Raw genomic sequence first — 13,348 nt, 5'->3', positions numbered from 1 at the left:
CCAATCAGAAAGAAAACGGCGGTAACAAAACAATCTGAAGCCAAATAATAAAAAGAAGCATTCCTAGCGGAATGCTTCTTTTTATTTCTCTACTTTAATGAACTTCTTACGGACATACCAGATCACAAACGCAAGGAAGAGGATTACAAGCAAGACATAGACAACATTGGAGTAATAATCCATGTAGTGTACGATGGACTCCCACGAATCCCCTAGCATCGCACCGATGGAGACAAGTACGACATTCCAAATGAATGTCCCAATCGTTGTCAGAAGGAGAAAGGTCACGAAATTAATGCGTGCCATTCCAGCTGGTATGGATATTAAGCTCCGAATCAATGGGACGAACCGACAGAAGAATATCGTCCAAAGTCCGTACTTATGAAACCAATTATCAGCCTTCTCCACATCCTCAACTGTTACACGCAGGATATGGCCATAACGTTTCACAATCTTTTCTATTCTTTCTTTGCCAAGAAGCATGCCAAGACCATAGAGAATAACCGCTCCAATAATGGACCCGGCGGTAGAAACAGCCACAACACCTGTGACGGTCATGCTAGTCTCGGCTGTCATGGCTCCCCCGAATGTTAAAATCACCTCAGATGGGATGGGCGGAAATATGTTCTCAACCGCAATCAAAAACAAGATTCCTATGTAGCCAAACTGATCCATTATATCGATAATCCAATTTTCCATTCTTAAACTCCCTTACTGCATATACATTTAGTCGCTCAATTTATTTATATGGGGTCAATTGAATGGCTAGTACAACTAGCACATTCTATAATTTTCCTCAAGTAGTAAATCCCGTTCATTATCTCTTAATTATACCATTCAGGCAAATAATATGTTGAATACATCTCCTCAATTGTTGACCTAAAAATACCTAAAGTGGCCACCCATGAAATCGTCCGGTGGTCATTTTTCTGCCTTTATTAGCTGCTTCAATCAGCTCATTTTCTGTCGGGAGCCTTCTTTTTCTTTTCCGCAATAAATCCATAGATGTGCGTACCACTATTTTGTAGAATCAGCTTTTCGGCGCATCGGAGTAGTGAAGCATTCCTATTAATGACAAAGCTTTATCAATAAATCGCACGCAGCTTGTTCGTTTCTAGCATAATTTTAAGCAAAGCGCTAAAAGCCATCCTTGTGCTGTAACAAAAGAAATTAACCCTTGGTGGATGTTCTCTCCATTCATTTGCATAGAATCTCCTTTTGACTTCATAGACAGGTTCGTAAATAATAGATACGTTACATAATAGACTACCTATCTAGCATAAAAGGGGTTATATTTTTGGGGAGATGCAAACTTTTAGGCTGGGATAGCCGTCTATTACTTGCAAATTAAATCTGGGAGAGACATCAAATGGGAAAGAGCAGACTCAAAATACTGAAACGAAAAAAGCAGCTTCGAATCTTTGGTTTACTCATAAGCATAGTGGCAATCAGCTTTGCCATTAAATTATCTTGGTCCAAAACGGCCACTACCACTGTACCTTCTGGCAAAACCGATGAAATGTATAAGCAAGTGGAAATTTCAACCCTATCAAAAGGACATGTTTCAGTTGAATATCCTCTCTTTCATCTAGACAGCGTAGACCAGCAAATCAAGATTTATCTCGATTCTCTTCTGGAAACAATCGAGAATACAACGGACAAGGAAAAGGTCACCCTCTCCTATAAGATTCATCATTACAGCAACCAAACCTTATCCATCTCTTTTCTGGAATCAAAACGGCCAATAAACCTTCTGACGATTGATTTAAAGAAGGGAAAAGTCATCACCTTTGATGACCTTATCAAGGATGAGCCTGACAGCGATTGCTTGGACTTGCTTTCCGATATAGCTTTTGCTGAAATCAAAAAAAATAATTCCTCTGCCCTCTCGGATAAAGAGATTAAAAAAATGACGGCCCCAATTGCGGAAAACTATAATCAATTTATTATTTATAACCAAGCAATTGTTTTTGATTTGCTGCTCAATGATGAAAAGGAAAATTATCAACTAGCTATCAGTAAGGAATTACTCAATGATCATCTTGCAGATACCTATAAGGCTGGAGAGAACCATGATGATCTTTCAGGAAACTACGAGCCTGCCAATATCATTACGGAACGCTCAACAAAGGAAAACACATTGTCAATTGATGAAAAGGTCATTGCCCTTACCTTTGATGATGGGCCAAGAGCAGGTGTGACAAATGTGATTCTTGATGCGTTAAAGAAGTATGACGCAAAGGCTACCTTCTTTGTCCTCGGCTCAAGATGTGAAGCAGGTGCTGACCTTCTTAAGAGAATGGCAGATGAGGGCCATGAGATTGGCAATCATACTTGGGATCATCCTAAGATGACATCAGAGGGCGCAAGCGGAATTGTTAAGCAGATTGATCGTACAAATGAGATTGTTAAGCAGATTACCGGTACAGCACCGACATTATTCCGCCCTCCCTATGGATTGTATGATGAACGTGTCAGCAGCTATGTCGGCAAAGAGAACCTCGTCTTATGGGATGTTGACACACTGGATTGGAAACTCCGCAATGCTGACTTAGTCGTTCCAAATGCTTTAAGTACGGTTAAAGAGGGCAATATTATTTTAATGCACGATATATACTCCTCTACTGCAGAAGCAGCTGTTGCCATCATTCGCGAGCTTTCACGGCAAGGCTATGAATTTGTAACCGTCTCAGAATTGCTAGAAATCAAGAAACAAAGATTGGAAGAGTCCAATCTATAAATAAAAAGCAGAAGGGCTTATGATTTGCATCACCCTCCTGCTATTTTGACTCCCACAAGGCTCTGTTAAGAGCTCTTTTTTTTGCCCTTAAAGCTTCATTCCGGGAGGAAGACCTTGAAGCTGCTTCCTTCCCCAGACTCACTTTCTAGACTGATTTTTCCTCCATGGAGCTCAACGATTTCTTTTACTATGGAGAGACCGAGTCCGGTTCCATCCTTCTTCTTCCGAGCCTCATCAACTCGGTAGAAGCGCTCAAATATTTCTTCTTGATGAGCCTTCTCGATACCAATGCCTGTATCCTTGATAAGGACTTCAATATTTCCTTTCGCAGCTCTGCATATAATTTGGATGCGGCCGCTCTCATTCGTATATTTAATCGCATTAGAGAGAAGGTTTTCCCATACGTTCAAGAGAAGCTCTTCGTCTGCCGTTATATAGCATTCATCAAGCTGATACGAGAGTTCAATTCCTTTCTCCTCAAGAAGCCATTGGATTTTACGGATGACTTCTTTTAACTGCTGATTAATGCAGACCCTTTTTTTCTTGAGCGGGTAGGCGCCCTGGTCCAGTGAGGTTAACAGCAAGAGCTGCTTCGTCAAGCTAGACAGATGCCTTGCTTCCCTGTCTATGATACTGGCATATTCCTGATAGTCTTCCTCATTCGGCTGACCACTTTGGAGGAGCTCTGCATAGCCTTGGATGTTCATAAGCGGTGATTGGAAATCATGAGAAACATTATTGATAAATGTCTTCCTTGCCTTATCATTATGGGCGAGCTGCTTTTGCATCGAGTGAAAGCTTTGAGCGAGCTGTCCAAGCTCATCCCTTCTTGATATTCTAAGCTCATAATCATAGTTTTCATTCGCGACGGCTTTTGTAGCCTCTGTTAGCTGCGTAATCGGGCGAATCAGCTTTCTTGTCATTAGAATGACCCCGACTATGCTGACAATCGCAATGGTGAAGACAAAGCCTGCAATAACCATATGCATGTCCGAGAAAAGCATTTTATTCGTCGGTCTCAAGAATAATCCATACGATTCCCCTTCCAACTGAAGCGGAGCGCCGACCGTATTTTCCAGCTTATTGGAGAAATGACTCATCATAAGGAAGCGGTCTGAGAAATTCCGCATGCCATGAAAGACTTCCCCATTCAGTACCGTTTGCACCGCTTCATCAGAAAGAGTAGAATCTGCAAAATCATCACCAAATGATTTCATGTTTCCCAACCTATCTACTAAAACCATTTGATATCCAAGCTTAGCGATCGTGTCTAAATATCCTTCTGCCGCCTTCTTCGAATCATGGGTTTGTTCAACACTTGAGATAATCTCTTCAGCAACCGCGACATTCTGACGATCAACCTTTTCCTTTGTAAAGGCAAAATAAACCGTATTGGCCAGGGCAAAGGCAATAATCATACTGCTCAAAAGAATAAACAACGTCGCTACGATAAACTCCTTATACAGTGTTCTCATCGCACACCTCGAGTTTATACCCGACCCCGCGGATTGTCTGTATCTCAACCCCGGCACGATAACGCTTCAGCCGCTCTCGCAGTCGATTGATATGAGTGTTAAGGGTTAATTCATTGCCCTCATAATCATAGCCCCATGTCTGCTCAAGCAAATAGGCTCTGGAAAGCACCTTGCTGGCTTTTGAAGCTAAGAGAGAGAGCAGTTCAAATTCCTTCATAGGCAGCATGAAGGTGTGACCGTCTACCGCTACCTCATAGTTCTCCCGATCAATTCTCATATTGCCGATCTCAATAATCATCTCCATCGAACGCTCGAAACGACGCAGGACAACAGCAATCCGGAACAATAACTCCTTCGGTTCAAACGGCTTTACTAAGTAATCCTCCGACCCGGCAAGAAATCCCTTCTCCTTATCAGCAAGCTGACCCTTCGCTGTTAATAAAATAACGGGTACCTCCATATCACTCGCCAGGATTCTTGTAAGCTCAAATCCATTCATGCCCGGCATCATGACGTCTACAATAGCTAAATCAACATCCTGATGTTCAAGTAAAGCGAGTGCTGCCTCAGCATCACTCGCTTGATAAACGGTATATCCTTCACGCTTCAAATGAATGGAAACCAATTGCAATATATCCCGGTCATCATCTACCACTAATATGCGCATTGCGATTCCTCCATCTTTACGCTTTATAGCTTATTTATCCTTCTCGAAGAAAAGAATCAAGGCTGGAAGCAGCATGCCCCTCACCAAGAATGTATCCAAGATAATTCCTATTGCTACCATAAAGCCGAATACGAATAAGTCTGCAATCGGCATCGTCATTAGGGCAGCAAAGGTCGCAGCTAGAATGATACCAGCACTCGAGATAACCCCTCCCGTGTTACGTATCGAGATTTCCAGTGCCTCCTTAACCGAATGCTTCGTGCGCTCCTCAAGGAATCTGGAAACAAGAATAATGTTATAGTCGATTCCAAGAGCCACAAGGAAGATAAAGGCATAGACCGGAACCCTTGTACTCACAGCATCATAGCCGAACAGCACATCCACTAGGAACAGTCCCAGTCCTAATGCAGAAGCATAGGAGAGCAGAATTGTCGCCATCATATACCACGGCATCTTGAATGAACGTGTCATGGCGAACAATAACACGAGGATCAGTAATGTCTCAAGAACAACAATCTTAATGATGTCTCCGCTATTAACTTCACGTTCATCGGCAAGCTTAGCCGTTGTGCCTGTATAAGAGATGTCTGCATCAACATTCGCATCTTCTTGCAGTTCATTACTCTCCTCGCGCAATTCCCCAATGAAATCAATTGCCTCCGTTGAGTAAGGGTTCATCGTGAGGGAGACAGTTACCTTCGCCGCTTTCCCGTCATCTGTTATGCCTGACGGATTAGCTGAATTGATTTCATCAAACTCAGAGAGCCTTCCTGCGAATGCAGCAACCTGCTCCTCTGTCATTGCCTCATCACTCTCAAGCAAGACGGTCGTCTGTGCCAGATCTCCTTTATTAAACTTCTCTTCCACGATTTCGTAGCCAACACGTGATGGCAAATCTTCAGGGAAGTTCTTAACAGAGTTGAATTCAAAATCAAGATTAAACACATTCAATGCTGTTACAACCATGAAAATCGCGACAAGTCCGCCGGAGATCCCAGGCTTGTTCACGACAAACTTAGCAATTGGTCCCCAAATGCCATGCTTAACCTCTGATTCCTGTCCATATTTCGGAACTTTAGGCCAGAACGCCTTTCTCCCAAATAAGGTGAACAAGGCTGGAACAAGCGTAATAGAGGCAAGCATGATAATGAATATAGCCAAACCGAATACCGGAGCAAAGTTCTGATAATCGCGGAAATCAGCAAAGAACAAGATAAGCATCGCTGCCAATACCGTTCCGCCCGCGAAGAAGACCGGTTCACCCGTCGCACGCATTGCATGCTTCATCGCCTCATGTTTATCCTCATAATGATTCAGTTCCTCACGGAAACGCGAGAATACGAATAAGGAATAATCTATGACGGCCGCGAACAAGAGAATGCTCATAATCGATGTGGTTGAATTATTAATCTCAAGCCCGCCTGCACCTAGCAAAGCAACAGATTGATTCGCTACTTGATACACGATTACCGTAGCCAATAATGGAATGAACGCCAGCAGCGGCGAGCGGTAAATGACAATCAGCAATACTAAAATAATGAGAATGGTCGCAAATAATAATTTTAGGTCTGCTGATTCAAACAGCTTTGTCGTATCACCGGCAATTCCAGCTGGACCCGTAATATAGAAGTCTGTATCTAAATCCTTGGCAATATCATTGCCAATCTCAGATGCTTTATCATTGATACGGGAGTAATCTGAGTTGCCCAAACCCGCTTCAAGATTCATCGGGACAATCATGGTTGTCTTATCCTCTGATGTGAAAGCTGCCACAGCCTGCGGCGGCAGCTGGGAAATGTCAACAATCTCCTCAATACCTTTTATATTCTCATCCATAATGCCGCTAAGGATTTCTTTTACCTCAGCAACATCAACGTCCCCATCCGGATTATTGAAGGCGAGAATCCCCGGGGTCCCCGTATCGCTCGGGAACCATTCATCTACCTTATTCTCGGCGACAATTGACTCCGCCTCATCAGGAAGCGATTGAAAGTTCGTCACCTTATAATCATTTAATTTTGGACCTGCGCTTAAGCCAATCATGATAACCAACCAAGCGATTATCGTAATACGCATGCCCTTCTTGGTTGACACCCAATCGGTCACTGCGTGCAAAAACCTTTTCACTCTGTTTCCTCCTCTTAAAATAATGTCAAAGCTAGCATACTAAACCAATATAAATTTCATATAAACTTAGAAAGTTCGGCCTACTCTTCCATTCTACTCATAGAAACCGCAGTTTTGCACGCGTGATGCGGGTTTCCCTATCTAAGATAGAATATGACTCGGGTTGATGTTCACAAATTTTTCATTATTATAATCAATTAAAACTGCGATGATCGTGTAAAAAGGATACACCAATATATTTTCCAGAAAAAGGTTAATAACTGCTTTCTTAGTCCGATATTAATCGTGTGAAATGAACCAATTATGAAATATTAGGGGGGGTAATGAATGAAGGTTAGGTTAAGAAATACTGCAGGCGTCGTTAAGGAAGTGAAAGTTGGCTTTAGCTGGACGACCTTTTTCTTCGGTTTCATTCCAGCTTTAATTAGAGGAGATTTAAAATGGGCATTAATTATGGTTGTTCTTGCCGGGGTTGCGGGTGTCTTCACATTAGGAGTCGGAGCTTGGATACCAGGTATCATATTCTCATTTGTTTATAACAAAATCTATGTTAAAAGCCTAATGGAAAAAGGCTATGTTCCGGAAAATGATTCCGATAAATCGGCTCTAATTTCTAGAGGCATCATTGCCGCATAAATAACTTACTATGAAGTCTGGTGAGATTTATTCTTACCAGACTTCATTTTTGTCCATCTGCAAAAGTAAATCAACAAAATCCACCTCCTCTTTCCACTATGTTTCCCGTGAAACATCCTAGGCCCGCTTTGATTATGAGACAGTTGGTCCCGAGAAAAAAAAGTCAATGTCAGATGGAAAGAACGTCTCTTAGATTCAAAAAAGCCATCCACAAAGGATGGCTTTTTTGCTTCTATTTCCCTATAGGTTCACTCTACTTCTTCATCATCCAGCCTGCTCGCATCCAGGCTGTAATCATACTCTGAACGGTCAACCGGCTCAAAGGCATCCGGCGAATGGAAACGGAGAAGATCTCCATTCACCACCCGGTCAGATAGTTGTAATTTATATTCGACGACTTCATGATACTTCTTCGCTTCTTCTATTTTACTCTCATCAAGCGGCAACCCGGTCTCTGTGTCATAATAATCCCCGTCAACCGCGGTAACCGTCGGGCTGACGAAATCTCCGTTACGGAATGGGACAACTTCATCATGCTCTTTAGACAACAAATCAGTTCCAAAGTGAATATAATCCTTTGTCTCTTTGCCTAATAAATGAAGGATGGTCGGCAGAATATCAATCTGTCCGCCATAAGAATGGTTAATACCGCCTTCCATGCCAGGCACCCTGATAAAGAATGGCACACGCTGCAGCTCTGATTTAGAGACAAACGGCGTGACTTCCTTCTCTAGTACTTCTTCCATTGCAGCATCGTGATTTTGTGAGATACCGTAATGGTCTCCATACATAATGATCATTGAGTTATCATACAGGCCTGATTCCTTCAGGTATGCAAAGAATTGCTCCAATGCCTCATCTGCATAACGTGCCGTTTGGAAGTAGTCATCAACGGACTGGTCACCTGTTATATGCGGTTCAATCGTGGTCTTATCCTGGTCCATCGAGAATGGATAATGATGCGTGACACTAATGAACTTCGCATAGAATGGCTGCGGCAGGGTCTCTAAGTACGGGATGGATTGTTCAAAGAAAGGCTTATCCATCAAGCCGTAATCCGCCAATTGCTCCGGGTCCATTTCATAGGAGCTGGCATCAAAGAAATGGTTGTATCCAAATGATTTATAAATCTCATTACGGTTCCAAAAGCTTCCTGTATTTGGATGAAAAACTGCTGATGTGTAACCTTCCTGACCCAATATAGCCGGGGCAGCCTGATACGTATTCATTCCCTTCATTGTGAAGGCTGACCCTTGCGGCAAGCCATACAAGGAATTTGACAGGATGAACTCTGCATCTGATGTTTTCCCTTGAGCCGTTTGATGGAAGAAGTTATCGAAATACATCATGTTCTTATCTTTTGTTAATGAATTGAGGAATGGAGTGACCTCCTCCCCGTGCAGCTCATAATCAATCAGGAACTCTTGGATCGACTCGAGATGAATCAAAATCACATTCATCCCTTCTGCCTTTCCGAAGTATTTAGGATTAGGCTCTGCATGATTCGAATTCGTAAAATTCACGACCTCTGTAATATCATTGCTGTCTGCCAAAACACGTTGCGCCGATGCCTTCGTGCTTTGCACCGCATCATAAACGGCATAATTGTACATCCCTAGATATTTCACGATATAGTTCCGGTCAAAGCCTCTTGTCAATAGCTGTGGACGGTCGCTCTCTGCCAACGCAAGATTCAATCCTGAGATGACAAGTCCGATTCCCATAAATGTTAAAGCCGCTCTTCTCTTCACAGTTCCCTCGGCCGACTTAATGTGCTTACTAAACAGCAAGATCATCAGCACGGCAAAGTCAATGAAGAACATGAAATCATACGGATTCAAAAGCGCCGTAATGCTCCCGCTCACATCCCCGAAATTCTGTGTTTGAAACAGGGTTGGCAGGGTTATGAAATCATTAAAGAAACGATAATACATCACATTGGCAAACAATAAGAATGATAGAAAGAAATAAAGCGCCATTAAGGCCGCGTATCTCCGTCTTCCCCTAAACAGCCAGGCCATTCCAAGTATAATGAGTGCAGAGCCCAAAGGGTTCATCAGCAGAAGGAATTGCTGAAGTATCCCTTGCACACCTAAGTCAAACTGCGTCACTTGCACCAAATACGTCTTCATCCAAAGCATCACAACGGCTATAAGGAAGAAGACACCAAACTGACTGCGTATCCTTTCTTCTAATTGTTCATGTATTCGTCTCATATATACCTCACTCTTTATTTACTATCCTTTACTCCACAATATCCTTACCCAATTAGGCTTCTTATATATCCACTTTTTTCATCTTTACCCAAGATTATAAAGCATAATAACCAATTGTATCATGATTCCAGCTAAAAACGAATTAAAACGGCGGCATAAGCGGGGACCTAGTCAGAAAAACCCCTTTCTATAGGTTCTTCAATCAATCTACTTCCCGTTCCACATTCATTGTACAGGATGATGGTTTCCTTCACATCGGGATATAGAACCACATTCTTCAGGTTCTTAAGCTTTATCCATTTCACATCCGTTTGGTTCATGTCTGGGTACTCTGGCCGCCTCGGTATAGAGCCATCCTTGCGCTTACAATCAAATATCAGCTGTAAAGAAGCCGTGTCTCCATATTTATGATGACAGAGATGGGGAACATATTCATACACGAAAGCGAGCGGACCGACCTCGACCTCAATAGAGGCTTCCTCAAACGCTTCTCGGCAGGCAGCCTCTTTCACCGTTTCCCCAGGATTCACCCCGCCTCCCGGCAAATTATAATGAACGCCATGTTCATCTTTAAACTCGACTAATAATACGGCACCCTTTTCAATAATGAGCGCGCATGCTTTTACCCTAATATGACTAGTCATTCAAGTCGCCGCCTTATCCATTTTATTTTCCTAAATGACAGGAATAGATGATATCGAAATGAAATTCAACTACATTTAACTTGTTTGGTACATTCACCGTACAGGAAGAGAAGCAGGATGCCCTAGCAGAACGATCATTTAACTGCTGAATCAATAAGGAATCTAGATGAGTGTGAAAACAATCTCGTGAGCCTAGCTGAAGGCAAGTCGAATGATGAATGATGTGTATATCTTGGAGGTATGGAGCAGTGAAGAAGTTCATCACCCCCCTCTCCCTAGCTGCAACTCAATCTCTTATAAGGAAAGCTAAGGTGCTACTAGAATGGAGCGGGCCTGCATATTAAGAACATTGGGAGGAACGGGCATCTAGAAACAGATCAGCAATGAATGTATTCCCTGCTAACCTTTTCAAAGATGAAACTTCAGCCAATATAACGGTATAATAAAAGATAAAACATGGCAGGAGGAATATGTATAAATGTATAGAAAAATCATCGTTTGTGTAGCATTTATTCTACTCTTATCTTCTTTTGGTTTCCACCATTCCTACGTTACCGGTCCCTTCAGTCCGAAAACGAAATCTGCAGAAGCTGCATCAGTCACCCAGTACAAAACAACCGCCAACCTCAACCTGAGAACTTCAGCCTCAACGAAGGGAAAGATTATCTTAACCATCCCTAAAGGAAAAACGGTTCAATACATCTCGAAATCAGGCACTTGGTATAAGGTTAAATACAAAACAAAGACCGGCTATGCCAGCTCCAAATACTTAACCAAGGTCCAAGCTAAGCTCGATATTGAAAAGATGAAAAACCTCGGGAAATCAGAGCAAGTCATTCTAGTCACTAACAAGACGGCCGCCTCCAATAAAGCGACCATCCAAGCATTTGAGAAAACAAATGGCAAATGGAAACGCACCTACACCCTGTCCGGCGTCATCGGGAAAAAGGGAATGACCAGTTCCAAAAAAGAAGGAGACATGAAAACACCAACCGGCAAGTATACTCTCGGTACCGCCTTCTATCGCTCCACTGTACCAACGACGAAACTATCCAAGAAAAAAATCACCGCAGATTCCGTTTGGGTGGATGATAGTAAAAGCCCGCTCTACAACACATGGCAATCCAAAAGCAAAACAAAAGGTCAATGGACCAGCGCAGAGAATATGAACATCTCACAATATGACGTAGGCTTTGTCATTAACTATAATACAAAGCGAACACCCTATAAGGGCTCGGCCATCTTCTTTCATGTAGAAGGAAAATCGGGCTACACAGCAGGCTGCGTAGCCACTTCCAAGAGCAACGTAAACAAAATACTCTCATGGGTGAAACCAGCGAAAAACCCAGTCATTATCATGACACCAGAAGCAGATATAGCTAAATACTAACAACATTTACCCCCTTGCTAAGCCTGGCAAGGGGGTTATTTAGAATATGATTGCAGCTGGAGCCGTAATTACCGGAAAAAGAAATCCCCAAGTGAAAATACTCACTCGGGGAAGGAATGTATTTATTTTATTTTTCTCCGCTTAACTTAACTAATATTTTTGATTGCGATTTATCGGTAGTTAAAGCTTCAAAGCCCTTTTCAACAATATCATCCAGCTCGATTTGTGAGGTAATGATTCCTTGTGGCTTTAATTGTCCAGTGCCCATCAGGTCTACTGTCTGCTGGAAGGAAGTTGGCGAATAGGCAATGGAGGATGTGATCTTCACGCCTGTATTGGTTAAATGCAATGGATTCCATTCAATAGGCCTAGCAAAAATAGAGACAATCACCATTGTGCCACGCGCTCTCGTAGCATCAATTGATTGAATATAGGTTTGAGTAACACCTGCTACCTCAAAGGTTACATCGACGCCATCTGGAACAATCGCCCGAATAGCTTTAACCGGATCTTCTTTCCCAGAGTTAATAATATGAGTAGCACCGAGTTCCTTTGCTTTCTCCAGTCGGCTTTCAGATAAATCTAAGGCAATAACCTTGCTGGCACCGGCTGCTTTAGCGGCAATAATGGTTAATAATCCAATGGGACCTGCCCCAAATACAGCAACTGTGTCACCAAATCGCAGGTCACCTTCTTTAACAGCTTGTACAGCGACAGCCATTGGTTCGACTAATGCACCATCTTGTAAGGTTAACGTGTCAGGGAGGAGATATACATTACTCTCCGGAACATTAGCATATGTCGTGAACCCGCCGTCACCATGCAGACCGATAAAGCTAAAGCCATCATAAATATCCATATCCTCAGGTTTATTGCCATATGTAAGTGTAGGATTGATTGCTACTCGGTCTCCTACTTTATATTTTGTAACACTTGATCCCACTTTCTCAATAACCCCTGCAAATTCATGCCCCATAGTAAGGGGAGCCATTTCTCCAGTGAGGTCATCCTGCTTTTCTGCTGGCACGAATACTGGCCCTTCTTCGTATTCATGCAAGTCACTGCCACATATACCAGCCCATGCAACACGTACAGTTACTTCATTGTCCCGTAACTCTCTTAATTCTCTTTCCTCAATACGAATGTCTTTTCTTCCATGCCATACTGCAGCTTTCATAATCAACATCGCCTCCAAGGATTAAATTCAAAAAATATAATATATTCAAATATTATTATAGTAATAAATTAATAGACGCAACAACCTCTTTATTATGACAGTTCTGTGGCATACGCAGAATCAGGCTCAACCTCCTTTATTGATAGGGGTTTCTATCGTTCACGCTATATTCACATATGATTATGTAATGACAGGAACAAAATAAAACCGACCAAAATAAAATTTTGGTCGGTTTACATCTAACCTTATTCCACTGTCACCGATTTAGCCAAGTTA

General features: G+C 42.4%; 10 protein-coding genes. 3 read left to right on the top strand and 7 right to left on the bottom strand.

The window, feature by feature from the left end; all coding sequences use genetic code 11:
- Window positions 1-81: 81 nt before the first annotated feature.
- Window positions 82-699 carry a DedA family protein gene (locus tag ACI35L_RS07615; RefSeq protein WP_439802592.1) on the bottom strand — a complete coding sequence of 206 codons (618 nt, stop codon included), beginning with the start codon at window positions 697-699 and terminating at the stop codon, window positions 82-84.
- Between the two features lie 670 nt (window positions 700-1,369).
- On the opposite strand from ACI35L_RS07615, the gene ACI35L_RS07610 reads away from it, so the two are divergent.
- Window positions 1,370-2,740, top strand: coding sequence for a polysaccharide deacetylase family protein (locus tag ACI35L_RS07610; RefSeq protein ID WP_439802591.1), 1,371 nt, complete (start codon window positions 1,370-1,372; stop codon window positions 2,738-2,740).
- Between the two features lie 95 nt (window positions 2,741-2,835).
- Here ACI35L_RS07610 and ACI35L_RS07605 read toward each other — a convergent pair whose 3' ends face one another.
- From ACI35L_RS07605 to ACI35L_RS07595, 3 genes are read right to left on the bottom strand one after another with little or no spacing between them, the layout of a single operon-like run.
- Window positions 2,836-4,215 (bottom strand): sensor histidine kinase, encoded by a 1,380-nt coding sequence (locus ACI35L_RS07605; protein WP_439802590.1) that lies wholly within the window; start codon window positions 4,213-4,215, stop codon window positions 2,836-2,838.
- Window positions 4,199-4,882, bottom strand: coding sequence for a response regulator transcription factor (locus tag ACI35L_RS07600; protein WP_439802589.1), 684 nt, complete (start codon window positions 4,880-4,882; stop codon window positions 4,199-4,201). Before ACI35L_RS07600 ends, ACI35L_RS07605 begins: the two co-directional genes overlap by 17 nt.
- 30 nt (window positions 4,883-4,912) lie before the next feature.
- Window positions 4,913-7,009: an MMPL family transporter gene (locus tag ACI35L_RS07595; protein ID WP_439802588.1), complete on the bottom strand. Its 2,097-nt coding sequence runs from the start codon at window positions 7,007-7,009 to the stop codon at window positions 4,913-4,915.
- Window positions 7,010-7,336: 327 nt separating this feature from the next.
- Between ACI35L_RS07595 and ACI35L_RS07590 the strand changes: the two genes are divergently transcribed.
- Window positions 7,337-7,645, top strand: coding sequence for a hypothetical protein (locus ACI35L_RS07590; protein WP_049672495.1), 309 nt, complete (start codon window positions 7,337-7,339; stop codon window positions 7,643-7,645).
- Between the two features lie 248 nt (window positions 7,646-7,893).
- On the opposite strand, the gene ACI35L_RS07585 is transcribed toward ACI35L_RS07590, so the two are convergent.
- Together ACI35L_RS07585 and ACI35L_RS07580 are read right to left on the bottom strand one after the other, a co-directional pair.
- The gene (locus ACI35L_RS07585; RefSeq protein ID WP_439802587.1) at window positions 7,894-9,861 is read right to left on the bottom strand and encodes an LTA synthase family protein; all 1,968 of its coding nucleotides are present in this window, start codon (window positions 9,859-9,861) and stop codon (window positions 7,894-7,896) included.
- Between the two features lie 167 nt (window positions 9,862-10,028).
- Window positions 10,029-10,505, bottom strand: coding sequence for an NUDIX domain-containing protein (locus tag ACI35L_RS07580; protein WP_439802586.1), 477 nt, complete (start codon window positions 10,503-10,505; stop codon window positions 10,029-10,031).
- A gap of 478 nt (window positions 10,506-10,983) precedes the next feature.
- Here ACI35L_RS07580 and ACI35L_RS07575 point away from each other — a divergent pair, with 478 nt between their 5' ends.
- Entirely contained in the window at window positions 10,984-11,895 is a 912-nt protein-coding gene (locus ACI35L_RS07575; RefSeq protein WP_439802585.1) for an SH3 domain-containing protein, read from the top strand.
- A 127-nt stretch (window positions 11,896-12,022) separates the two neighbouring features.
- On the opposite strand, the gene ACI35L_RS07570 is transcribed toward ACI35L_RS07575, so the two are convergent.
- Window positions 12,023-13,072 (bottom strand): 2,3-butanediol dehydrogenase, encoded by a 1,050-nt coding sequence (locus ACI35L_RS07570; RefSeq protein ID WP_439802584.1) that lies wholly within the window; start codon window positions 13,070-13,072, stop codon window positions 12,023-12,025.
- Window positions 13,073-13,348: the final 276 nt, after the last annotated feature.

It is taken from the genome of Pradoshia sp. (assembly GCF_051873915.1).
Taxonomy (GTDB): Bacteria; Bacillota; Bacilli; order Bacillales; family Pradoshiaceae; genus Pradoshia.
This window is presented reverse-complemented; position numbering and strand designations above follow the sequence as displayed.

Bases quoted from the DNA above. Each gene is read 5' to 3' on its own strand.
- ACI35L_RS07575 (WP_439802585.1), top strand. From the start codon at position 10,984: ATGTATAGAAAAATCATCGTTTGTGTAGCATTTATTCTACTCTTATCT.
- ACI35L_RS07570 (WP_439802584.1), bottom strand. From the start codon at position 13,072: ATGAAAGCTGCAGTATGGCATGGAAGAAAAGACATTCGTATTGAGGAA.
- ACI35L_RS07580 (WP_439802586.1), bottom strand. From the start codon at position 10,505: ATGACTAGTCATATTAGGGTAAAAGCATGCGCGCTCATTATTGAAAAG.
- ACI35L_RS07590 (WP_049672495.1), top strand. From the start codon at position 7,337: ATGAAGGTTAGGTTAAGAAATACTGCAGGCGTCGTTAAGGAAGTGAAA.
- ACI35L_RS07615 (WP_439802592.1), bottom strand. From the start codon at position 699: ATGGAAAATTGGATTATCGATATAATGGATCAGTTTGGCTACATAGGA.
- ACI35L_RS07605 (WP_439802590.1), bottom strand. From the start codon at position 4,215: ATGAGAACACTGTATAAGGAGTTTATCGTAGCGACGTTGTTTATTCTT.
- ACI35L_RS07600 (WP_439802589.1), bottom strand. From the start codon at position 4,882: ATGCGCATATTAGTGGTAGATGATGACCGGGATATATTGCAATTGGTT.
- ACI35L_RS07610 (WP_439802591.1), top strand. From the start codon at position 1,370: ATGGGAAAGAGCAGACTCAAAATACTGAAACGAAAAAAGCAGCTTCGA.
- ACI35L_RS07585 (WP_439802587.1), bottom strand. From the start codon at position 9,861: ATGAGACGAATACATGAACAATTAGAAGAAAGGATACGCAGTCAGTTT.